General features: G+C 43.6%; 20 protein-coding genes. 12 read left to right on the top strand and 8 right to left on the bottom strand.

Features of this window, described 5'->3' with window-relative positions; genetic code table 11:
- Positions 1-16: 16 nt before the first annotated feature.
- Together ppk1 and D1814_RS03750 are read right to left on the bottom strand one after the other, a co-directional pair.
- Positions 17-2,089, bottom strand: coding sequence for a polyphosphate kinase 1 (gene ppk1, locus D1814_RS03755; protein WP_118490173.1), 2,073 nt, complete (start codon positions 2,087-2,089; stop codon positions 17-19).
- A gap of 187 nt (positions 2,090-2,276) precedes the next feature.
- Complete coding sequence (locus D1814_RS03750) at positions 2,277-2,783, bottom strand: glycine cleavage system protein R (protein WP_118490172.1); 507 nt, start codon at positions 2,781-2,783, stop codon at positions 2,277-2,279.
- A 209-nt stretch (positions 2,784-2,992) separates the two neighbouring features.
- Between D1814_RS03750 and D1814_RS03745 the strand changes: the two genes are divergently transcribed.
- The 5 genes from D1814_RS03745 (at position 2,993) to D1814_RS03725 (ending at position 10,044) form a co-directional block, all read left to right on the top strand.
- On the top strand, positions 2,993-5,170 hold the full coding sequence (locus D1814_RS03745) for an ABC transporter permease subunit (protein ID WP_118490171.1): 2,178 nt from the start codon (positions 2,993-2,995) through the stop codon (positions 5,168-5,170).
- Complete coding sequence (gene pstA / locus D1814_RS03740; RefSeq protein WP_118490170.1) at positions 5,163-6,722, top strand: phosphate ABC transporter permease PstA; 1,560 nt, start codon at positions 5,163-5,165, stop codon at positions 6,720-6,722. The genes D1814_RS03745 and pstA overlap by 8 nt, the downstream gene beginning before the upstream one ends.
- A 15-nt stretch (positions 6,723-6,737) precedes the next feature.
- A complete protein-coding gene (gene pstB / locus D1814_RS03735; RefSeq protein WP_118490169.1) occupies positions 6,738-7,544 on the top strand; it encodes a phosphate ABC transporter ATP-binding protein PstB in 807 nt (268 codons plus the stop codon).
- Between the two features lie 171 nt (positions 7,545-7,715).
- The gene (gene phoU, locus D1814_RS03730; RefSeq protein WP_118490168.1) at positions 7,716-8,432 is read left to right on the top strand and encodes a phosphate signaling complex protein PhoU; all 717 of its coding nucleotides are present in this window, start codon (positions 7,716-7,718) and stop codon (positions 8,430-8,432) included.
- 340 nt (positions 8,433-8,772) lie between these two features.
- A complete protein-coding gene (locus tag D1814_RS03725) occupies positions 8,773-10,044 on the top strand; it encodes an inorganic phosphate transporter (protein ID WP_118490167.1) in 1,272 nt (423 codons plus the stop codon).
- Positions 10,045-10,131: 87 nt separating this feature from the next.
- On the opposite strand, the gene D1814_RS03720 is transcribed toward D1814_RS03725, so the two are convergent.
- Positions 10,132-11,109: a universal stress protein gene (locus D1814_RS03720; RefSeq protein WP_118490166.1), complete on the bottom strand. Its 978-nt coding sequence runs from the start codon at positions 11,107-11,109 to the stop codon at positions 10,132-10,134.
- Positions 11,110-11,420: 311 nt separating this feature from the next.
- Between D1814_RS03720 and D1814_RS03715 the strand changes: the two genes are divergently transcribed.
- A complete protein-coding gene (locus D1814_RS03715; protein WP_118490165.1) occupies positions 11,421-12,329 on the top strand; it encodes a hydrogen peroxide-inducible genes activator in 909 nt (302 codons plus the stop codon).
- 57 nt (positions 12,330-12,386) lie between these two features.
- On the opposite strand, the gene D1814_RS03710 is transcribed toward D1814_RS03715, so the two are convergent.
- The 3 genes from D1814_RS03710 to D1814_RS03700 all read right to left on the bottom strand — a co-directional run bounded on the left by D1814_RS03710 (position 12,387) and on the right by D1814_RS03700 (position 14,177).
- Positions 12,387-12,902, bottom strand: a complete 516-nt coding sequence (locus tag D1814_RS03710) for a hypothetical protein (RefSeq protein WP_118490164.1) — start codon at positions 12,900-12,902, stop codon at positions 12,387-12,389.
- A 24-nt stretch (positions 12,903-12,926) separates the two neighbouring features.
- Entirely contained in the window at positions 12,927-13,583 is a 657-nt protein-coding gene (gene trhA, locus D1814_RS03705; protein WP_118490163.1) for a PAQR family membrane homeostasis protein TrhA, read from the bottom strand.
- Positions 13,584-13,736: 153 nt separating this feature from the next.
- Positions 13,737-14,177 (bottom strand): MarR family winged helix-turn-helix transcriptional regulator, encoded by a 441-nt coding sequence (locus D1814_RS03700; RefSeq protein ID WP_118490162.1) that lies wholly within the window; start codon positions 14,175-14,177, stop codon positions 13,737-13,739.
- A 139-nt stretch (positions 14,178-14,316) separates the two neighbouring features.
- On the opposite strand from D1814_RS03700, the gene D1814_RS03695 reads away from it, so the two are divergent.
- From D1814_RS03695 to D1814_RS03685, 3 genes are all read left to right on the top strand, one after another.
- A complete protein-coding gene (locus tag D1814_RS03695; RefSeq protein ID WP_118490161.1) occupies positions 14,317-14,745 on the top strand; it encodes an organic hydroperoxide resistance protein in 429 nt (142 codons plus the stop codon).
- Positions 14,746-14,944: 199 nt separating this feature from the next.
- Entirely contained in the window at positions 14,945-16,891 is a 1,947-nt protein-coding gene (locus D1814_RS03690; RefSeq protein WP_118490160.1) for a M1 family metallopeptidase, read from the top strand.
- Between the two features lie 245 nt (positions 16,892-17,136).
- On the top strand, positions 17,137-17,673 hold the full coding sequence (locus D1814_RS03685) for a peroxiredoxin-like family protein (protein WP_118490159.1): 537 nt from the start codon (positions 17,137-17,139) through the stop codon (positions 17,671-17,673).
- A 175-nt stretch (positions 17,674-17,848) separates the two neighbouring features.
- On the opposite strand, the gene D1814_RS03680 is transcribed toward D1814_RS03685, so the two are convergent.
- Positions 17,849-18,451, bottom strand: coding sequence for a YigZ family protein (locus D1814_RS03680; RefSeq protein WP_118490158.1), 603 nt, complete (start codon positions 18,449-18,451; stop codon positions 17,849-17,851).
- Positions 18,452-18,776: 325 nt separating this feature from the next.
- Between D1814_RS03680 and D1814_RS03675 the strand changes: the two genes are divergently transcribed.
- Complete coding sequence (locus D1814_RS03675) at positions 18,777-19,100, top strand: DUF3718 domain-containing protein (protein ID WP_118490157.1); 324 nt, start codon at positions 18,777-18,779, stop codon at positions 19,098-19,100.
- Between the two features lie 133 nt (positions 19,101-19,233).
- On the opposite strand, the gene D1814_RS03670 is transcribed toward D1814_RS03675, so the two are convergent.
- The gene (locus D1814_RS03670; protein ID WP_118490156.1) at positions 19,234-20,532 is read right to left on the bottom strand and encodes a methyl-accepting chemotaxis protein; all 1,299 of its coding nucleotides are present in this window, start codon (positions 20,530-20,532) and stop codon (positions 19,234-19,236) included.
- A 208-nt stretch (positions 20,533-20,740) separates the two neighbouring features.
- Between D1814_RS03670 and D1814_RS03665 the strand changes: the two genes are divergently transcribed.
- Together D1814_RS03665 and sbcD are read left to right on the top strand one after the other, a co-directional pair.
- Positions 20,741-22,033: a TMEM143 family protein gene (locus D1814_RS03665; RefSeq protein WP_118490155.1), complete on the top strand. Its 1,293-nt coding sequence runs from the start codon at positions 20,741-20,743 to the stop codon at positions 22,031-22,033.
- Positions 22,034-22,275: 242 nt separating this feature from the next.
- Entirely contained in the window at positions 22,276-23,874 is a 1,599-nt protein-coding gene (gene sbcD, locus D1814_RS03660) for an exonuclease subunit SbcD (protein WP_232368972.1), read from the top strand.
- Position 23,875 lies beyond the last annotated feature (1 nt).

The raw sequence follows: 23,875 nt of genomic DNA, 5'->3' as shown, positions 1-23,875 counted from the left end.
GTACTAATTTTCTATCCTACAAAGTGTCTTCTAGCTTCTTCAAATAGTCGTAAATTTCTATTTGCGAGCGAAGTTTTTTACGATTACCCCTCGCAACGTACTTGTTGCTCTGATCCTTGTCAATCACTCGAGCCTTCAGGGTATCTTTAAATTGTAGTTCCATTATATCGACAATGCGCTGTTGAAGACCTTTATCGTAAACCGGGCAGCCTACTTCTATACGGTTATCCATGTTTCGTGTCATCCAGTCAGCAGATGAGATATACACTTTTCTTTCGCCACCGCCTTCAAAAATCATCACGCGAGGATGTTCAAGGAACCTATCAACGATAGAGATGATCTCTATGTTTTCGCTTGTCCCTTTTATTCCAGGATTAAGTGAGCACATACCGCGTACAATACCGCGGATCTTAACGCCGGCCTGGCTTGCGCGATATAAATCATCAATAAGTTCTTTATCAACAAGGTTGTTAATCTTAAAGGTGATTTGGGCTTCTTGGCCCTGATTCAGATGCTGAATCTCTTGGCGAATTAACGATTGAATTTTAGTTCTGGCGTTTAACGGCGATATTTGCAGGTGCTGGAACTTGTAGCGCCTGTAAGGGTATTGAATAAGGTCAAATACCCCCACGCCTTCGTTAGCAAGCTCTTGATTGCGGGTGAATAAGCTGTAGTCAGTATATATCTTTGCCGTTTTTTCATTGAAGTTACCCGTACCGAAATGCGCATAGTTCACCAAACTGCCCCGTTCTTCCCGGGTCACAATACATAGTTTAGAGTGTATTTTCAGGGTGGGCACACCAAGTACTACGCGTATGCCTGCATCGGTCATGCGCTTAGACCATTCGATGTTTGCTTCTTCGTCAAAGCGCGCGCGAAGCTCTACGACTACGGTTACTTTTTTACCGTTGTCTACCGCATCAATTAACGAGTTTATTATGCGCGAATTACTCGCCACCCGATAAATATTAATGCGTATGGTTTTAACGTTAGGGTCGAATGCAGCCTGACGAACGAACTCAGTAAAGTGGAGGAAGCGGTGGTACGGGTAATACAACAGAATGTCCCGTGCAGTGATAGCATCGAATACTGTGTTGTGTTTTGAAAATGCCTTGCTGTCGATAGCAGGAAGCGGTGCATGTTCTAGGTAGTCTCGCCCGACATTTGGGAAACCAATAAAATCTTTAAAGTTGCGATAGTGCCCAGCAGCGTGCATGGTATCAAGCTTGGTAATTTTAAGACGCTTGCGAAGATCTGTCTGCATATCTTCTGGCATATCAGTATCGTAGATAACACGTACCGGCTCAGCAATAAGGCGCTGCTTCATACTTTCTGACATTTTCTCAACGAAACTTTCGTCAATTTCTTCGTTAATCGAGTACTCCGCGTCGCGGGTCATTTTGAATGAGAAAGCTTCAATTTCGTCAAATTTTACAAAACCGCGGAAGATATCTTCAATGCACAGCTGAATCATGTCATCAAGCATTACGATGCTCTTTTTCTTACGGCTCTTTTGCGGTGGGATCAGCATAAAGCGCGACATTTCAGTAGTGGGAACTTGAATAACGGCGAACTTGGGGTTGCGCTCTTTTCTACGTAGCGCCACATACAAATAGACAGAGTTACCGTTTAAGCGGCTTAGCAGATCTGTTTTCTTATCAATGAGGATAGGCGCAATATGGCGCAGTGCTTTGTTGATAAAATAATTGCGAACCCATTGTTTCTGGTAGTCGTCTAAATCATCTTTGCGCAGGATATGAATATTGTAGCGAGCAAGGGTTTTGACAACATCCTTGTGGATTTGGTCAAACTTCTCAGAAAGCTGTACCACTTTTTTTTGTATCTGCGCCATGAGTTCGGTAAGGCGCTCTGCTTCTTCTTCGTTACCATCGTTTTGCGCAATAGTAATAAGGCGTTTAACGTCTGCCGCGCGTACCCGATAAAATTCATCAAGGTTATTAGAGTAAATACCAAGAAAGCGAATGCGTTCTATCGCAGGGTTGTTTTTATCCGCGGCTTCTTGCAATACACGTTCGTTAAACGATAGCCAGCTTAGCTCTTTGGGATAATATAAAACGTCGTTATCCATAATGTCTCAATTCACGTTCATAAAAATGGTCAAAGACTGCCACCAGTCAGTGACACTACTGTGACAACACGTATTCTGGCACCAGTGCCAATCTAATACGTTGCGGTGATTCCGTTACCTTTCAATATGTGGGCTATGATTTTGAGACACTGCGATAGTCCCTCTCGCGCACTCACGCCCCTGTTGTTTATCGTGTTGCGGTAATATCTACGACTAAGTCGTTTGCTAACGACTCTAGCGCATCTTGCAATGCGCCATCGTCGAAGTCTTCCGTTACCGCAATTTCAGCTTTTGCTTTGAAAATAAGGCTGCCCCAGTTAGGTGCGCTTTCACAATGGGAAGCAAAAGTGAGAATATTCAAATTGAACTGATTAAGAACAGACGTTAGTTCCTGCACAATACCTGCTTTGTCATTACCCATAACATCAACGGTTAGCTTAGTTGTGTTGTTGTTCTTATTGCTCGCAACAGCAACAGATTGAACAGACAAGTCTTTAATAGCATCTAGCGAATCTATTAATTCTTGCTTATTTTCATCGGCAACATGTACTTCTACGAATCCGGTGAACATACCCGCCATATGCGCAAAACTCGACCCTTGCCAGTTGCCTTCATGCTTGTAAACACACTTAGCGAGTGCGTCTACCAAACCAGGCTTATCTTTACCCATGATGCTGATAACCAATGATTGCATACGGTGCTCCTTATTGGGCGTATAGAGAAAAACTTTGATCGTCTTCCTGTTGGGTAATACCATAGGCGCAGAGTAGGTTGCGCGAAGGTAATGCTATAAACTTTCACTTGCTATTAGCATAACAAAACTTACACTGCTCACCAGTGCAATTTAGGGTTATTCTTCTTTAAAAAGAAGAATTTCGAAAATAAGAATGACTAAACAGCCCCATGACTTTCGACAGCAACAGCACAAACAAAAAACGCCAGCGCAGAGATAGTTGGTCACGCTATGTAGTGACGGCCTTTGGCGGCCTTGTTTTGTTGACCCTGGTTATTCTTATTACCCATCTCATTAGCCAAGCGCTTCCCTTAGCTTACACACCCAGCTTACACCATCTATTAAGCGTTAAAACACCATCCAACGAAAAGGTTATCAGCGCAGGTGATATCATTAACAGTCAGCCATTGCTGGTTAGAAAGTCAGACTGTCGATTAGGCCTAAAATTTCTCAAAGGCAACGACCTGATAAGTAATCATGATTATATTCGTCCATGTGAGCATAGGTTGTCGGCTCACAGCGTGATGGGGGAGAACTACATTGTCGACGTTTCTCCTAATGCACAAGTACGGGTTTTACCCGTAAGGTCATTTGATATGGCGGGCGATAAAGCAATGGATATCGCCACCAACGTTTCGCAAGCAGCGTTGTCGAAGAGTATTACGTTTGCACTTCCCAAAGATGAGTGGGAGAAACGCAGCAATTGGAGTATGGCACTTTCTTCTAAGTGGGCTGTAGCGTCTATCGCTCAAGGCGACAGCTTTTTCGTTCGTTGGGTAAATCGGCACCGTCCTACGCAGGTGGTGGATAAGCGCTTTCACAATATTGATAGGCTAGTATTGTTACCTGGCAGCGAGAGTGTGTTGCTTCAGGTAGGTGACGCCCTTTACCTGAACAAAGTCAAAGATAAAGGGGCTTCACTATTGCCTGTGGCAGGAAATATTACAGCGTCATTAGATGAGAAGATTGTGTTTCCTCTTGCTAAAGACCGCACTTTCTTCTTGATGAACAACGGAACACAGACGCTTACTCGCTGGGTGCTTAGTAAAAGCGAAAAAGGCCTTACCTTTGAGCAAACTTATCAAATTGCGCTGCCAGGTGGGCAAGTAAAGGCGGTGACAGAACACGCCAGTATGAATTTAGTAGCCGTACTGACTGACAGCGCGCGTATATTGTTAGTAAACCGCGTGTCTGGCGATGTGGTGGCTTCACAACAAATAGAACGCACCGCTGAGAATATTATTTGGTATGGAAATAAGCTTTACAGTTACTCTGACAACAATTTGTCGGTGTGGGAAGGCAAATACCTAAGCGGTATTACTACGTGGGCATCGCTTTTTGAACCTCAGCACTACGAGGGGTATGAAACGGAAGAAACCGTATGGCAAACTACCAGCGCCTCTGACTTTCAAGAGGCAAAATTCAGCTTAACCCCGCTTTTAATAGGCAGTATAAAAGCTTCCCTTTTGGCGCTGCTTATTGCGATACCTGTTGCTATCGGCGCTGCAATTTACACCGCGTTTTTCGCAAAAAGCCGATTGCGCAATATTGTTAAACCCGCCATTGAACTGCTTGAAGCAATCCCCAGTGTACTCATCGGTTTTATAGCGGCCATTTGGCTATCGCCAAAAGCCGAGCAATTTTTGTTTTCCTTTGCCTTTTTTCTTATTGTTATTCCCTTTGTACTTATCGCCGTTGCTTTGGTACAGCGCCCCGTCGCGGAGTATTTACCAAAGAACTTAAGGCATGGCGCAGAGCTATTCTTTGCCGTTGGTGGCGTGTTCCTTTTAGGCTTTATTAGTGTGGAATATGCGCCTTCGCTTATCTTCTCGCTGATGGGGGTTGATGGATTTACGTTGCTAGCGGCAGAATCCGACAGCCCTATTGGAAAAACAACCATAGTAGTCGCGCTAGCGTTAGGAGTAGCCATTTCACCCAGTATCTACTCGTTGGCTGAAGATGCCATCAATGGCGTACCTAACGACTTAAAGCACGCCTCTTTCGCACTGGGGGCGACCCGATTACAAACTTTGCTGCATGTAGTGCTTCACGTTGCCCTACCAGGAATTGTGGCCGCGATAATGTTAGGCTTCGGGCGCGCGTTTGGCGAAACTATGATAGTGCTTATGGTGACGGGAAATACGCCAATCTCCAGCTGGGGGCTGATAGAAGGTTTGCGAGCACTTACTGCTAACTTGGCAATTGAGCTTCCTGAGGCTGATGTGTCGTCAGCGCATTACCAAATTTTATTCTTCACGGCGTGCATTCTGTTTGTGTTTACCTTCATAGTTAACACCATAGCAGAGCTACTGCGACAACGTATAAGAAGTAGGGCGTACTATGGCTAAGCAAGCATCTTTTGGATTAAATCCGGTCCAACGCCAATCGTTAGTCATTAGCTTAACCGCTTTTTTCACTAGTCTATTGCTGATTGCCCTTGTGAGTGTACTTATACTGATTAGTTATCGTGGTACCGCTTACTTTTGGCCAGAACCTATCTACACCGTAAGTGGAAAATATCAAGACGGCACCACTTTTTCAGTGCTTGCGAACATATTTGATGAACCGTCAAATAATGACATTACCCTTAAGTATTCGGATGCTCTAAATCCTTATGGATTTCAAATTCAGTTATCCCGCAGTCAGCTGGATGGTACGCGACTTGCGAAAAAAAGCGCAGAAATTAAGTTGATAGATGGTAGGCGTGTTTTAGCGGTACCTGAATATATTGTCGTACCGTCACAGCCGCCTCAAAGCCTAGATAATATTGATACTGTTATAGAAGAAGTTGCACAGATAAGTTCACAAATTGAAGCGCTCAATACCCAACATCTTGCGCCTATTCACGAAGCGCTGTCTCAGTTTGATAAACGAAACGTGGTGGCCGATGCCCCGGCAAGAGAACGCTTAGTTGCTTCATTTAACGAATACCAAAAACGAGTAGAGGCACTGGAAGATACACGCGCTGGATATACCTTGCTGGTGAGTTTTGCAGACGGTGCGCCGTTTGTTATCCCCATCTCAAGCATTCAGGATGTAGATTTCGTAAGCCGTTTAAGTACGTTCGAAAAATGGCAGGTAGTGTTTTCAGAAATTGGCGTGTTTCTTACCGATTCCCCCAAGCAAGCAAATACTTCTGGCGGCGTATTCCCAGCCTTGTTTGGCACTGTTTTCATGGTCTTTTTAATGACCATAATTGTAACGCCTTTTGGAGTACTAGCGGCTATTTACCTAAGCGAATATGCTCCCAATACCGCGCTAACCACCATTATTCGTGTAAGCGTAAGTAATATGGCTGGGGTACCTTCAATTGTGTACGGTGTATTCGGGCTTGGTTTCTTCGTTTATACCCTGGGCGGCAGTATTGATGAGCTATTGTTTAGTGAAACATTGCCCGCGCCAACGATGGGTAGTCCTGGTGTATTTTGGGCGGCATTGACCATGGCTATTTTAACTTTACCTGTGGTTATTGTTGCTACTGAAGAAGGCTTGCGTCGCGTGCCAGAAGGGTTAAAAGCGGGCAGTTACGCATTAGGCGCAACCAAAATTGAAACCATAGTGCGTACCGTTTTACCTATAGCGTCTCCTGGCATTATGACTGGTGTAATTCTAGCCATTGCAAGGGCGGCAGGAGAAGTTGCACCACTAATGCTTGTTGGGGCGGTTAAGTTTGCGCCAACGTTGCCTATAGATGGTGAGTTTCCTTATCTCCATCTTGATAGACAGTTTATGCATTTGGGCGTGCTTATTTATGACGGAGCGTTTCACAGCCAAACCGATGGAAAAAGTGCAAGTATGATGTTTGCTTCTTGCTTACTTTTACTTGCCGTGGTCTTTGTATTAAACATACTGGCAGTGGTACTTAGAGCGCGGCTGCGCAAACGCTATATCAAAGGATAATACAGGTTTTATAACATGTTGAAGTTGTTTGAACACAATACGCTAAACGTTAATGATATTAGTGAAGCACAAACCGCAGTGGAGGTGAAAAATCTTAACCTATGGTTTGGTAGTAAGCATGTGTTAAATGACATCAGCATGCGTATACCCAAAAACAAAATTACAGCGCTAATTGGTCAAAGTGGTTGCGGTAAATCAACGCTAATCAGTTGTTTTAATCGCCTTAACGACTTATATGACGGGTGTAAGTACAAGGGTGAAATTATAATTGATGGTCGAAATATCAATAGCCGTAAAGTCAACGTATCACGCCTAAGAACAAAGGTGGGTATGGTATTTCAGCGCCCAAATCCATTTCCTATGAGCATCTATGAAAACGTGTGTTACGGGCTTAAGCTTCAAGGTGTAAGGGTTCGCCGACATTTAGACGATGCTGTTGAAGGTGCATTAAAACAAGCTGCACTGTGGGATGAGGTAAAAGATCGCCTGTTTGAATCAGCCCACGTTTTATCTGGCGGACAGCAGCAGCGTTTAGTGATTGCCAGAGCGCTGGCGTTGAAACCCGACATACTGCTGTTAGATGAACCCACGTCAGCGCTTGACCCGCTAACCACGCTTTTTATCGAAGAGTTGATGGAAGCACTAAAGAAGCAGTGCACCATTATTATTGTGACACACAACATGCAACAAGCAGCACGGGTAAGCGACTACACCGCCTTTTTCCACCAAGGGAGGCTGATAGAGTATGCAGACAGTGACACGCTGTTTACCATGCCAGATAAAAAGCAAACCGAAGATTACATTACGGGTCGATATGGTTAATGTAGAAGTGAGTGTCCGTTCAAATACAGAATTTGGTAACGTTACTGTGTTTCATCACAGCCCTACTGATTGCCATGAGGGCAAAGCGGGCTGTCATAACAGTCATACACGAAACACAAGCACTTTAATCAAATACTACTTACCAAGCTTAAGCCGCTAGGAGAAAATGCTATGCGTCAGGTAGCCCTAAATACGCACATCTCTGGTACGTTTAATATTGAGTTAGAAAACTTGCGTAACTCGGTATTGACCATGGGAGGTGAAGTTGAACAGCAGCTGGTGGATACCTTAAAAGCGGTAAAGCACAATCACGCCGCACTGGCTGAAAAAGTGGTGTTAAACGACTTGAAAATTAACTCTATGGAAATTCAAATAGACGAAGAATGCTTGCGTATTATTGCGAAGCGTCATCCAACTGCCAGTGACTTGCGTTTAATCATGACCATTTCAAAAGCCATTACCGACATTGAGCGAATGGGCGATGAAATAGAGCGTATTGCAAAACTGGTGACACGCAATAAGCTGCCAAGCTCTAATACCATTAAGAGTAGCATGTTGCTTATTGGAGAGCGGGTAGCGGCGATGATGCGCGGCACATTCGATGCCTTTGCCCGTCAAGATGAAGCCGCGGCATTAGAAGTGTACGACCAAGACAACCGCATTGACAGTGAGTACAAGCGGTTGTTGTCCTACACCACGTCAGAAATGCAAAAAAGCACAGACGATATGCAGGATTGGCTTGATGTTTTATGGGCCATGCGCTCGTTAGAACGAATTGGTGATAGATGTAAAAACGTGTGCGAATATGTGGTTTATCTTACTCGCGGTACAGATGTAAGGCATACGCCACTGGAAAATATGCAGCAAAAACTGGAAGATTTGACGTAATCCTGTCCAAATGGTCAGTGTTATTTTGCGTATCGATGTATAAAACTGAATGTTTGCGAAATTTATTTGTCATAAAACTGCAATATTTGGTGAATTTATCATCGCATTCAAATAATTCCGTATACTTTTATCGTTTTTCAGTGATTTTCGCTATGGCTTCTATGACGATTACGTTATCATGCGCCGCAGCCAAGAACAGATCGTGCAAAATTTAATCGAACCTTATGATAAAACACAATTTGTCTTTAACTTCTTTCTCTAACCCTTGGGGTGAAGAGATCATGCTACTTACTCAAGTAGCGTCCAGCCTAAATCGCGTTTAGATCGGGAGCGATTATCCGTGGAATTTTTTGAAAGTTATGGCCTAATTCTTATAATCCTTGCCGCCGGCGTTGGTTTCGTCATGGCATGGGGTATCGGAGCGAATGACGTTGCCAACGCAATGGGTACGTCAGTGGGTTCTAAAGCTTTAACCATAAAACAAGCCATTATCATTGCAATGATATTTGAGTTTGCTGGCGCCTACCTAGCAGGTGGCGAAGTAACATCTACCATTCGAAAAGGGATTATCGACTCAACCTTTTTTATAGACATACCTGAATACCTAGTATTAGGCATGATCTCGTCACTACTTGCGGCTGGTATATGGCTAGCGGTAGCGTCATGGTTGGGGTGGCCTGTATCTACAACGCACTCAATTATAGGTGCCATCATCGGCTTTACGGCAACTGGCGTCAGCATGGACGCAGTAGCGTGGGATAAAGTGGGTGGTATCGTAGGTAGTTGGGTAGTAACACCTGCTATATCGGGCATCATTGCTTACCTTATCTTTATGAGCGCCCACAAGCTCATCTTCCAAACCGCTTCTCCGTTTGCCAATGCCAAGCGTTATGTGCCGTTTTATATGGCATTAGCGGGCTTTGTTATGTCCCTTGTCACTATTAAGAAAGGGCTTAAGCACGTCGGCTTAGAACTAAGCGCTATTAACGGTTATTTGTTAGCAATCGGCATAGCAATAGCATTGGGTTTCCTGGGGAAATGGTTCATCGGCCGTATGAAATTCAGTGGTTCTGAAGATGCAGATTTACAAGCAGCAAACGTTGAAAAAGTATTTGCACTGCTTATGGTAGTAACTGCTTGTTGTATGGCATTTGCCCACGGCTCTAACGATGTGGCTAATGCGATTGGTCCTCTTGCGGCTGTAGTTAGCGTTGTTACCAGTGGCGGTGAGATTAACTCAAGTGCCACACTGGCTTGGTGGATTTTACCACTAGGCGGTTTAGGAATTGTTGCAGGTCTTGCTTTATTTGGTCATCGCGTTATTAAAACCATTGGCCAAGGTATTACACATTTAACGCCAAGCCGTGGTTTTGCCGCTGAACTTGCAGCAGCGTGTACGGTAGTTATTGCATCAGGTACTGGTTTGCCTATATCAACCACGCAAACCTTAGTAGGGGCGGTCTTAGGTGTAGGTTTAGCTCGTGGTGTTTCAGCGCTTAATTTAGGTATTGTTAGAAATATCGTTGTGTCTTGGATTGTAACCTTGCCGGCAGGTGCACTGCTTTCAATTATTTTCTTCTTTATATTGAAAGCGGCATTTGGTGTAGTTTAGTAATCTTACCTTATTGTTATATGCAAAAAGGCCGCGCTTCAATGAAGCGCGGCCTTCTTAGTTTAAGTCGATAGTTAATTTACCATATCAATCTCGTGAGATTGGCGATTCAAATCCTCTAGGTTTAACACCTACCACCGCACAGTTTAACTGGTGAATGGTTTCTTCGGCAGTATCACCCATAATGTAGCCAGGTACGCCTAAACGAGATACAGTGCCCATAACGATGACATCGGTATCTAGCGATGTGGTTGTAGCTGCAATTTCCCGACGTGGGTAACCGTGCACTATGTGATTTTTAGGCTGTAGGTATTCCCAGACATTGTCGTCGAGTTCATCAGAAAGTTCAGAAAGTAGCTTGTCTAATTCCTTTTGACGTTCAGCGTGAATTTTCGCCAGATCGGTTTCCATTCTGTCGTTATCGACGGTAATAAATCCATCTCTGGCTATATTTTCCGGTACCGCATCAAACACGTGAACAATATGCAGCTGGGCAAATTCTAATAAGGCTATTTGGCTAGCGTGTCGCAATATATCGCGGTTAAGGTCGCGTCTTATTGAAACCTCGTGGTTCGGGTAATGATAGTTAAGATCTAGTGCGGCTACTACATTTTTGTATTGACTGCGAGGCTTGTGGTTTATCACCCACAAAGGGCAGGGGCATTTGCGAAACAGCTGCATATCCAAACTACCAAACAGTTTATCTAAAAAGCTTTCTTCTGCTCGCTTAATGACTAAGTCGATATTGTTATTCATCACATAGCGTACGATATCAATTAACGGGTGCCCCACCGTTACTGCTGTTGATACTTCGTATTGTTCACTCCAGCTCTCAGCCTGCTGCTTTAACCAAAGCTGAGCCTGAGTTTCCATGGTTTGCTGAGAGTCCACATAAGAGAATGACTCCATGACCATACTTGCATTAGGCGGCAGTGATTCAAGAGAAAGCATAATAGTAAGCGAGGCCTGGTGAGCTTTGGCGATATGCAGTGCTTGGGCAACTGTGTCATCTTGACGATGTGAGTCGCTCAACACACATAAAATGTTTTTATAATGTCCTTTCATACTGCCCTCAATAGTTGTTCGCTTAATTGATTGAATGATACAAGAGCGGGTCTTACTTCGCTGTAAAAATATGTGGTAATTAATGCACTTCTTTAATCCTAACGTTACTTATAGGGGCTTTCCAGTTGGTAATAACAAATTCTTAAAAGCTTCTTATAGAAGAAAGCAGCCACGTTAATATACAAACACGGTCTTAAGTAATAGGTAGTAATGCTAGGTAAGCATAAGTAACAGCCCTAGGCTGTATTTAATCTTTATGTTAGATTAAACCAATATTTTTTAATCCCTTTTTGAATCATTGTGAGATATCCATGAAATGGCCTAATCTTAAGCATCTACATTATTTGGTGACGCTACATCAAGAGCAACATTTTCATCGTGCTGCCCAACGCTGTAATGTGAGCCAGTCTACATTGAGTACGGCCATTCAGAATCTAGAGGAACACTTTGGAAGCCAGCTTCTTGAACGTGAACACAAAACGTTTGTGTTTACTTCTTTGGGGTTGGACATTGTTGAGCGTAGTAAGATGTTACTCCAAGAAGCGGGTGAGCTTGTGGAGTACGCACAAAACGCGGGTAACTGGCAGCGCGGCACGTTAAAGTTAGGCGTTATACCAACCATCGCACCGTTTTTATTTGAAGGTATGTTGGGGGCGTTTTCCACTTTTCTGCCTGAGATCAATCTAGAAATGCAGGAAGACACCACTGAGAAGTTACTACAGCAATTGACCGACGGTAGGTTAGACTTACTGATCCTCGCGCTGCCAATGGACACCCCTGGGTGTAAACAGATGGTTTTGGGGCACGATCCGTTTCACCTTATCGCCCATGAAGATATGGCTGAGCAACTGCCTAACCCTGTTGATATTTCAACCTTGCCCAAAAAGAGTATCTTCTTACTTCAGCAAGAGCATTGTATGACAGGCCACGCCGTAAGCGCGTGTAACCTTCAGCATAGCGACCAGATTAGCAGCGTGGCAGCGAGTAGCCTGTACACCTTAGTGCAATTGGCGAACAGCAAAATGGGCTACACCTTTTTACCAGAACTCGCGATAAATCAATCTATCCTTGAGCACACTGGCCTTAAAAGCTTCCCAGCTGAAGAGCAGGGCTTCAGAGAGATTGGGTTAGTATGGCGTTCAGGCACAACACGTATGCAGCTGTTTCGTCGTATTGGTGAAATCATCTCGCCTCTACTGCCAAAGCCAACGTTGAAATAGTTTTTGCATAACAGCATGCGCGGCTTATTATTTTTATTGCCGCGCGTTTTTTAAGACCTACATTTTAGGTGCGATATGACCTAATTCCGCAGCCCATGTTAGTTCGGATCTTTTGAGGTTATTTGCCGCACTAGCGCCAAAGCTGTGCAGCGCATTGTAAGCACTGTTAGATGGAATTCGGCAATAGTGGCACAGTGCATAGAACAATAGACTACAGCGATGCTGTGAACCGTCGCAGTGTAAATATATCTTAGCCCCCTCAGTCAGCATCTGAGACAATTCATGAAGGTATTGGTGAAGGTGTACATCTTCGGTGGGGGAGTCAGAAGACGGGTGTAAAAAGGGAACCCATAGCCACTCTAACCCGGCCGCTGTTGATCGGTCGCGAATAATCGGCGCCTTCTCTTCACTGGTTTGGACTGTAGCAATGTGAGTCACACCCAGTGATTTAAGTCTTTCAAAATCACTTTCAACCGGTTTTTTACCAAGGCATATATGACCAGCGCGCAGAGAAAACCACGCGATATTCGGTTTTGCTGTTGTGCTGTCTTCTTTTTTCTCAGCTTCTTGCATGGCTGCGTTATCTAAAACCTACTGTTAAACGACGAAATAATAAATAGAAAAGTAATGGCAACTGCATCCGCCGATGACGAATAAGTGCCAAATTGCATGGGTGTACTTTACCTTTTTTGCCACATAAAAGCACACGCCTACGCTGAAACATAGCCCACCTGCTACCAATAACCAGAGTCCAGCGCCTGGCAGGGCGACATACAGCGGGTAAATAAGGCCAAGGGCAATCCAGCCCATTAATAAATAGGTCATTACTGACACTTTTGGAAACCTGTGCTGAGCGATAAGTTTAAACGCGACACCACCTAGCGCTAAGCTCCAAATAATAGCCGTCATAGTAATTCCTAATACGCCACCAATTGAAACCAATAGTAAAGGTGTGTAAGTACCCGCTATCAATAAGTATATTGCACTATGGTCGAATAACTTAAGCCATCCCTTAGCTTGTTGGTGAGATATAGCATGGTAAAGCGTGGAACTTAAAAATACGAGAATGAGGGTAGAGCCGTAAATGGAGGCTGTGACTAACGCTAATGTATTTTCAGCGCGGTACAGCATAAATATTAAACCTACGATGGCTGCTATAAAACCAATGCCGTGAGTAATACTATTCAACCATTCTTCTAAAACGGAGTAAGCTTTGGCAGAAATAGCTTTTGTTTGTTCCTTTACGTCTGTCATTACGTCTCCTGTTTTGTAATCAGTAGAAATATGCACACCTCTTAATTAACTATTGGCATATCTTTGACAATTATAGCGCACACTTGTTCGCTGAATATGAAAATATTAACAGAAAACGCCAATAGTCTGATGACGATAAGATTACAAAAAAACTTATAAATCGGTGTTTTCGAAGCAGCCGCTTAATTTATCCAGAAGGTGCATTAATGTACGACTTTCTTCTGTACTCATACCATTGAATTTACAAAGCATTTGTGCGGGTACTTTTTCTGCTATGGCTTTCTTTTCTTTTCCCATTTTTGTGAGCTGTACGCGCTTAACGCGTTTGTCGAGCTCATCTTTAGTCACGACTAAAAAGCCTTTTTCTTCTAATTTTTTAAGAATGAGAGACATGGCCCCCCCGTCAATCACTGTTTTTTCAAGAAGCTTAGCAATAGTAATGTCATCGGTTTCCCACAGGGCCATTAATGTTACGTATTGAGGGTAGGTAATATCTAACGCTTTAAGAAGGGGTCGGTAAGCGCGAGTGAATGCATTCGACAGCGTATAAAAACGATGACAAAGCTGATTTTCCAACTTTAATAATTCTGACATGACACTTAACCCTTATTGTTACTAATCTCTGAATGCTGTTTATATTTTGCATACAAAGTACTTGATCTGCAACTGGGTTCGGTGCTAATTTATTTTGCATGCAAAATAAATTAACGGTTCATTATAGAGGAGAGCAACTATGCATATGCTTCAACAAGTGGTTTACACCGGAACCGCAACAGCAACCGGCGGTCGCGAAGGTACAGCAAAATCCAGCGATGGTAATTTAAACCTTAAATTGTCTACGCCTAAAGCGCTGGGCGGTGCTGGCGGTGAAGGTACTAACCCTGAGCAAATGTTTGCGGCAGGCTATTCAGCATGCTTCATTGGTGCGTTAAAGCACGTGGCTACATCGCAAGAGATAAAGCTAGCTGATGACATTAGTGTAACGGGCGACGTTTCGATTGGCCCTATCGAGCAAGGTTTTGCTATTGCGGTTAAACTGACAGTTGATTTGGGCGATATAGACAAAGCACAAGCACAAAGCTTAGTCGATACTGCCCATCAGGTATGTCCATATTCAAATGCGACCCGCGGCAACATTGAAGTAAATATTAGCCTTGTCTAATTAATCGGTAACGCGTAAAGAAGCTAGTGCAGATAGCTACGCCCTCATTAAAGGGAGGTAGTGGTCTGCATTTATTCAGCCAACCGCGATTGTTTCTCGACAAACAGTGACGTTTCAATGCACTTCTTCGAATTAGAGTCGCCAGCCATATAACAGATTGATACACTGAGATCGTATCAATCATCCTTTAGGAAGTTATATGAAAAAATACGGATTACTGGCTACGTTCGTATGTGCGCCTGTATTGTTTGCGTGCAGCGACAACAGCAATGTAGACGCAGCCAAGACAGACAATGATCAAGCCGTCAGCGTAGGCTCAGATTTAAACACTGAAGCACTAAAAACTTCGGTAGAAAATCAACACGATGCAGCCATTGCTTCTGGCGTAGACTACCACTCTTTTGCAAACCCCAATGAAGTTAGAGTTACTCATCTGAGCCTAAATCTAACGGCTAACTTTGAGACCAAGCAGCTTATTGGTGACGTAACCCTTGATGTAAAACGCACAAAGCCTGAAAACAATACATTAGTACTAGATACCCGCGCTCTAGAGATAAAAAATGTGACCGTAGACGGGGAAGGTGTTCCCTTTGAAATGGGTGAAACTGACGCTGATTTAGGTACGCCTCTTACAATAACACTGCCTAGCGAGGCAGACTCAGTGTCGGTAGCGTATTCAACCTCGCCTGACGCGTCTGGCGTACAATGGCTAACGCCAGCGCAAACTGCGGGTAAAAAGCACCCGTTCCTATTCACTCAAGCACAAGCGGTTCATGCTCGAAGCTTTATTCCGCTTCAGGATTCTCCGCAAGTACGGGTAACTTATGACGCAACCATTAAAACACCTGAAGACCTGTTGGCGGTGATGAGTGCGTCGAACGACCCTACTACTGCGCGCGATGGAGAATATGAGTTCACTATGCCACAGCCTATTCCTTCATATCTTATCGCGTTGGCCATAGGTGATTTGGAATTTAAAGCGATGGGAGAGCGTACCGGTGTGTATGCTGAACCTGCGCTACTTGAAGGTGCCGCAAAAGAATTCGAAGACACTGAAGCCATGTTAGAAGTAACAGAAAAAACGTATGGTCCTTACCAATGGGATCGTTACGACCTTCTCATTCTACCGCCGTCGTTCCCGTTTGGAGGTATGGAAAACCCACGTTTGTCGTTTATCACGCCAACGGTTATCGCAGGTGATAAAAGCTTGGTGTCGTTAATAGCTCACGAATTGGCCCACAGCTGGTCTGGTAACACAGTGACAAACGCTACATGGCGCGACCTTTGGTTGAACGAAGGCTTCACAACTTATCTCACCTACCGCATTATGGAGATGATCTACGGACATGATCGCTTCAAGAAAGAAGCCGTGCTGGGTTATCAAGATTTAGAGAACGATATTGCAGCCCTAGATGAGAATGATGAGATTCTTGCCATTGACCTTCGTGGCCGTAATCCAGACGATGTTTTCTCCAACATCCCTTACGAAAAAGGCGCACTTTTCCTACGAGAAATCGAACAGAAGATAGGTCGTGAAAACTTTGATGCGTTTTTAATGCAATACTTCAAAGACTTTGCCTTTAAGAGTATTACCACCGACACCTTTATCGCCTACTTAGACGATACCTTGTTAAAGCAGTATCCAGATAAGCTAGATGCAGAGCGAATTCATACATGGATTTTTGAACCCGGCATTCCAAAAGGCGCACCGCAGCCAGAATCTGATGCCTTCACTAAAATAGATGATACACGAAGCGCATGGCTATCAGGCGATGTGAAAGCGACAGATATTGAAACAGCACAATGGACAGTACATGAGTGGCTGTATTTCTTAAACAACATGCCTGAAACATTAAGCAAAGCACAACTTGCTGAGCTTGATTCAGCGTTTTCATTAACCTCGACCAAAAACAACGAAATCGCGCATAGCTGGTTGATGATCGCGGTAGAAAATAACTATCAGCCTGCGTTTGAACGTTTGTATAGTTACCTGGTTTCGATTGGTCGAAATAAACTGGTTAAGCCACTTTATCGCGAGCTATCAAAAACGCCAGAAGGCAAAGCGTTTGCAAAGCGCGCTTTTGAAGAAGCTAAATCGGGCTATCACCCACTTACGGTAAAAGCGAATGAAGGCTACGTGAATTAATCATCAGTCGTTCTGTTAAGTTAGTAACAAGTAAAGCAGCGCATTAGGCGCTGCTTTTTTATTTATACTAAGAGTAATACTTATACATAAAAATTGAACGATTGTTCAAAAAGGCGATCTTAAAGTTAGGGCACGCGTATCAACGTTTACCTAGTGTCGTTTACCTAGTGTAGTTCAAGTGCAGCTGAGCAGCTTATTTGCTAGCCGCACGCTGAAGGATTTGAATTAATCGTTAAGGAGTTTTTATGTATACACAAAAGATGCACCCAGCTACTACTTTTCCTGAAGTAAAGGCAACGCTATCAACTGGCGAAACTATATCGCTAGCTGACAAGGGCGATGGATGTGACTGGAAGATGGTGGTTGTCTATCGTGGCAAACACTGCCCGATTTGTACCAAATACTTAAACAAACTTGAAGATTTTACGGGTCGACTACGCGAGCTTAATATTGATGTTGTTGCGGTAAGCGGCGACAGTAAAGAGCAGCTTGAAGCGCATTTAGATGACTTGTCCATCAACTTTCCTATTGCATACGGATTGTCGCAAAGTGATATGGAAAAGCTAGGTCTGTATATTTCTGAGCCACGTTCAGAAAAAGAAACGGATCATAACTTCGCCGAACCCGCGTTGTTTGTGCTGAACAGTGACAACAAAATTCACATTGCTGAAATCGCGAATGCGCCTTTTGTTCGCCCTGATTTAGAACAGCTTGTATCTGGCCTAGAGTTTATTCGCAATCCAGAGAATAACTATCCTATTCGAGGCACGTTTAAAGGGTAATTATTGGAAATTTTGGCTTCAGAAAAGAAGTTTTAATGTTGTTATAAAGTGCCTCCCTATAGTTGGACTATCCAATCACTGGGGGCACTTCACTTACTGAGCCTATCTAATTTGCATGCGAAAACAGCCCAAAGCTACTTTTGATGTCACTACCAGCATCTTATTTTTATAAGGTTTACTTGTCCTTTACTGCCACTGAAAACGCAATAGGCGCCATCTGCTTTTTAAAGTCATCTAGTGCATCTATTGGCAACTCAACTTCAACAACTACGCTACTACCGTAGTCGCAGTTTGCAATTTTTCCATTCGCTTGCTCCACTAAGTGTCGTACGAACTGCTCATGCTTAAAATCGATGTTCACGCTTAGTGGTTCTAGCTTAATCTCTTGTCGTACTTCAAGAGCGTCAATGGCTTGCTGAGCTGCTGCCGAATAAGCCCTTACCAACCCACCTGCACCTAATTTAATGCCGCCAAAATATCGCGTAACAATAACCATAATATCGCCGATATCTTTATGCTGAAGCACATTTAATATGGGTTTTCCTGCGGTACCGCTAGGTTCGCCGTCATCGGCCATAGCTGCACTAGTGGGCGAGTTCGGGTTCCCAAAGACATAGGCCCAGCAGTGGTGTCTGGCGTCGGGATATTGTTGCTTAACGCTGTCTAAAAGCGCCATTGCACTTTCACGAGAGTTGGCAAAGCCAGCACAAGCGATGAATTTACTTTTTTTAATTTCGTACAGGGTTTCAACCTGTTTAGCGGGAACGGGATAAGTCATCGTTATATTGTAAGCGAAGATAATTTTTTATTTAAGACAAATGGGCTAGGTTATGCACTTTATCGGTAAACAAAGAGACTTATGGCCTTAAAAAACATATGGAAACGAAGTGGTCAAAAATGCTACTAATTAGTTAAATTTGTCGAAAGGTGGCACTAGTGCTCGACAATTAGTCTGCAAATACTTCTTTTGTTAAGGTTAAGGTGTTGAAGATAAAAGATTTTTTAAAGTTGGCGCAATGATTGTAACAGTAATTGTAATTGTGAATGTGGCTAAGACGTATTGCCACTACAAGGTAACTTCGTCCCAATAAGGAAATCATGCTATGAAATCACGTACTACTGCCCTTACCATTATTGCTCTTACATCTCTTTTCACTGGAAGCGCTTTAGCTTCTGTTGAGTTCACTCCTTCTGACGATTCGGTAACGTCTAACCTCTGCGTAACGGCCGCTTCCGGAAATAAATGGAAGTTTCACAATCAAATTAAAGCATCAGCGTTAGATAAAAAATACGTTGCAGAAGAAATGACCTGTAATGGCTTAACGGTTTCGGCCTTTGTCGACCAGTATGGTAAAAATGGCGACAGCATTAAGAAGTATCTGAATATTCAACAGCAGCACATTGCTAATGTTGCGCATACTAACTAGTGCAAAAGTGTCAGGTAAAAAAACGCTCTCAGTGTTTACGGACTTAAAATATTTACCAGAGTAAAACACAATCTCTAATGAAAAAGGGGCCGTTGATAATCAACAGCCCCTTCTTAGTAATTTTCAATGTTTGTTAACGAAGAATACCAGAAACGGTTTCCGATACATTCAACGCACCTTTTTGAATTTCATCAATTATGCTTTGAACTTGCGCAATTTGCTGACTGTTTTGGTCCACGCTATCTTTTACTCCGGCCATCTTCTTCGTGGACTTGTCTGCAAGCTTTCTGTTTTCTGCAACCACGCTTTCTATTTCAACAGTGGAGTCGCTAGTGCGTTGTGCAAGCTGTCTTACTTCATCTGCAACTACGGCGAAACCTCTGCCTTGATCGCCAGCTCGGGCCGCTTCAATCGCAGCGTTTAGGGCTAGTAAGTTAGTTTGCTCAGCAATACCACTAATGGTTGTAACGATGGTTTCAATCTTAAGCGACTGTTCACTAAGCTCGTGCATGAGTAGATTGGTTTCTTCAACTTCTGAAAGAGCTGCGTCGAACGTTTCTACGCTACGCTGTAAGGAAGAGGCGCCATCAGCAGCAATCTGTGAGGTTTCTTCTGCCGTTGACACTGCTAATTCTGCAGCCTGCGCAATGGTATTCTTCTCGTTTACAGCGTCGGTGATATTAGATGCAAATTTGATCACTTTGATAACGCGGCCTGAGGCATCAAAAACAGGGTTGTACGTTGCTTCTAACCACAACGTATTACCGTTAGCATCGACTCGTTCGAATTGACCTGAAGAGAAATTTCCACGCGCAAGATTATCCCAGAAATTGGGATTATCCTGATAAAATTTATCATTACAAAACATGCGGTGGTGTTTGCCCTGAATGTCGGACAAATTGTGTTTTACTGTGGCAGTGAAATTTTCGTTTGCCGTAATAATTGTTCCGTCTGGTTCAAACTCGATAACCGCCATTGATTTGTTTAGCGCATCAGTGACTGCTTTACCTTCAAAATATGCTTTTTCGTGCTCAGTAATATCATGATAAATAGCATGAATTTCCAAACTACCGTTTCTATTCACAGTAACATAGCTTGCTTTAAGCCATTTAGTTTCACCAAGTGCTGACTTTCTAGCGACCGTGTCGCTAAAACTACCGCCATTGATAAGCTGTTGCCAAAACGTTTTGTATTGAGAGTCGGTTTCAATGCCTTCCACTCGCATCGCAGCATGGGAAAACGATGCTACTGTGGAGTTTGGATAATTCAAAATGGAAAGTAATGCTTGAGAGGCATAGATACACTGCCCATCGGTACTGTAGATGGCATAAGCCATATTGTTTTTGAACGCATCCAGCGTACCAAGCAAACCTTGACTCTCGTCCCTAAGAGCCGATATGTCATTATTGTATCGAGAGCTTGATACGAACATAACGTCTCCTGAAGTTATATGCATTGTATTGAATAAGTGTAGTATAGATTATCTTTGTTGAAGAAATATTTCGTTTAGACATTAGGCGGATTTTACGCTTTAGGTATTATCCATTGGGCTTAATTCCGCCAAGAATGGTTGTGTTTTTATTACAGTGAAGTAACTATCCGCATTGAGCAAGAATTAATAAAACTGATAAGACCACCTGATGCCATTAGAACGATTTATTCCTTTTCGTAAACACGATGTTGCTAAACTATGTGAGGGGTTACTCTCTTACGATTCTGCAGGTTTCCGCACTTTCTCTACGTTGTTAGTCAGCCGTATACACTACCAGTATCATGAGCAACTAGAGGCGTTGAAAAATAGCTACAGCCATTTCGATCCAAATAAAGACACACGTGAATTGCAATCTTCGAATGAAAGGGTACGCAAGCAGAACCAAAAAGCCTTTGCCAAGGGTTTTGCCAACCTCTTAAACGCGGCAAATTTTGAGAAAGTCACAGATGATGATTTGGAAGCTGCGCTGAATGAAGAATCCTTGTTCAAAGTGCGTCTCGCGGTAAGCTTCGATGACTTTGAGGATGTTGTGTTCTATCGCCGGGGGGAGTCTATAAAAACGGAAACTGTACGCACCTTTTTCGGGCTACGCAAAAAGCAGGTGTCGTTTACCAACTATGACAAAGTAGCTGTTTATATTACTTTTAAAGATGAGACTTACTTTAAAGATAAGGGCCAAACACCAGTAACCTTCAAACCTGGCTCAACCATAGTAAAGCTTTTTCAAAACGTACCTAAAGCAGACTTAGAAATGCTGTTTCCCAATAGCGAAGTCAAAATGCGCCCGCTCGATAAGTTAATTATAAGTGCATCGGCTGCAATAGGCGGCACCGTCGTCTTGGTGACTAAGTTAGGCGCGTCGCTGCTTCTTATGGCGTCCTTTTTGGCGTTCTGGCTGGGCTTTAAAAACGAAGAAGTGGAATTAACTAAGCAGAGCTTAATCACCTTTGGTATTGGAATGGGCGTATTTGGTAGCTTTATCTTTAAGGAATGGACAAAGTTTAAAAACCGAAAAATTCGATTTATGAAAGCACTGTCCGACAATTTGTACTTTAAAAATTTAGACAATAACGCAGGTGTATTTCATACGTTAATTGATGCCGCAGAGGAAGAAGACTGCAAAGAAGCCTTATTGGCCTATACGTTTTTGCTTAAATGTAGTGAAGTGTCTGTAGAGGGCGGTGCTGCATTCTGCGAGGTGCGTACAGAGCGGGAGATTGCCGCTGGTGGAATGGTATTGACAACCCTTGATAGCGCAATAGAAACCTACTTTTTAGAAGAGCTCAACTGTGCTCTCGATTTCGATGTTTCCGATGCTATAGACAAACTTTTAACTATGGAACTAGTCGAACGAAATGGCGATGTTTACGTTGCTCGGTCGCTTCATGATGCTGTCAAGATACTCGATGATTACTGGGACAACATTTACCAGCCTGTTTAAATTATTCTTGTGCAGACTAAAAGATTGCACGTGCTGGGTTATTCCACCTGCATTCTTTGCGAAGCGAACATTTAGACACGCGTGGCATAAGAGAATTAAGGCCAGTAACCGAGTTATCAAACCATTGTCATAAAACCACAAAATCTCTATAGTTGCTGAACGGTGTGTTGAACTAGATCTTCAGACCGCAGCGCCCAAAGCGTTTCTCTATCTCCAATGCAACAAGCCTGGTTCACTTCTACATGAAAATATTGCATACATCTGACTGGCACTTAGGTCAGAGTTTTTTTACGAAAAGCCGCAAAAACGAACATGCCACCTTCCTCAAATGGCTTCTTCAACAAGTAGAAACGCATCAAATAGATGCGATTATTGTCGCGGGTGATGTGTTTGATACGGGCACGCCGCCTAGCTATGCCAGAGAACTTTACCACGGGTTCATCGGTGAACTACAAGGCATGAGTTGTACACTGGTAGTGTTAGGTGGAAACCACGATTCAGTGTCGGTGTTAAACGAAAGTAAGGCGCTGCTGAAATATTTAAATAGCCACGTTATAGCTAGTACGTATGGCGAAATAAGTGAACAAGTCATCACGCTTAATGATCGCAAGGGGCTACCTAGTGCCGTACTGTGTGCTGTTCCCTTTATTCGCCCACGTGATGTACTAGTCAGTGAGGCAGGGCAAAGCGCCACTGACAAGCGCCAAGCGCTGGGCGATGCGATAAAGCAGCATTACGTGGCGCTTTATAATGAAGCGCTGTCATTGCGCGCCTTAATGGAAGAAAAGAGAATAAAAGAGGGCAGCAAAAATAGCGCTGCCATTCCTATTATTGCTACAGGGCACTTAACTGCTTTAGGCGTGAGTCAGTCAGAAAGTGTGCGTGATATTTACATTGGCACCCTTGAAGGCTTTGACGCTAAAGGGTTTCCGCCCGCCGATTACATTGCGCTGGGGCATATTCATAGGCCACAGAAAGTAGCAAAAGCCGAACATATTCGCTATTCAGGCTCGCCCATACCACTTAGTTTTGATGAGCTGAACACGCAAAAGCAAGTGGTGTTAGTTTCGTTTGAATCTGAAAGCACAACGCCAACTATCTCAACGCTACCGGTACCGCGCTTTCAGGCCATGGAAGTCATAAAAGGTGACTTAAAAGCGATTGAGGCGGCCATTAATGAAAGCGAAGCTATCGCGCTAGCTTCTCAAACAGATGATGCCGTTAGCGAAGTGGATAAAGCCGTTAGCGAGTTGAATAAAACCCTTAGCGCCACGGAAAACGCAATTAGCCCTAAAGACCCAGTGTGGTTATGCATTGAAGTTGAAACAGAAGACTATCTGACTGATCTACAGCAACGTATTCAGGGCTTATTAGAGGGAAAAAACGCTGAAATCTTGCAGTTGAAACGCAAGCGTAAGCGCACGGCAAATAGTTTAACGGAAAAGCAAAACGTTAAGCTTAGCGAACTGTCGGTAAACGATGTATTTGAAGCGCGTTTGGCATTGGAGAGCATAGGAGATAATTCAATAAGTGAACCAGCACAAGAAATCCTTCTAGGTGACGACCAAAGTGCCGGAGAAACTGAAGAAGCAGCTTCAGAGAAAAGCGCTTCACGCATAAACAGGATAAGACAGCTGTTCAATGAAGCGGTAGAGCGGGTTCACACTAATGATGAAGATGTCGACGTGTCAGGTGAAATATCGCTACCACGTGCAGCCCGTAAAACTAGCGCTGGAGCGTCTTCGCAGAATGAAAGTTATTCTACATCAACGGAAATAGGTAAGGCAGAGCTTGAGCAAGGCGATGCTCAACAACACGGTCACAAAGGGAAGGGCGAGTAAT

The sequence above is a fragment of the Alteromonas sp. BL110 genome (assembly GCF_003443615.1).
In the GTDB taxonomy this organism is placed as follows: Bacteria; Pseudomonadota; Gammaproteobacteria; order Enterobacterales; family Alteromonadaceae; genus Alteromonas.
Note: the sequence above shows the minus strand (reverse complement) of the source record. Positions and strands in the feature narration are given on the sequence as shown.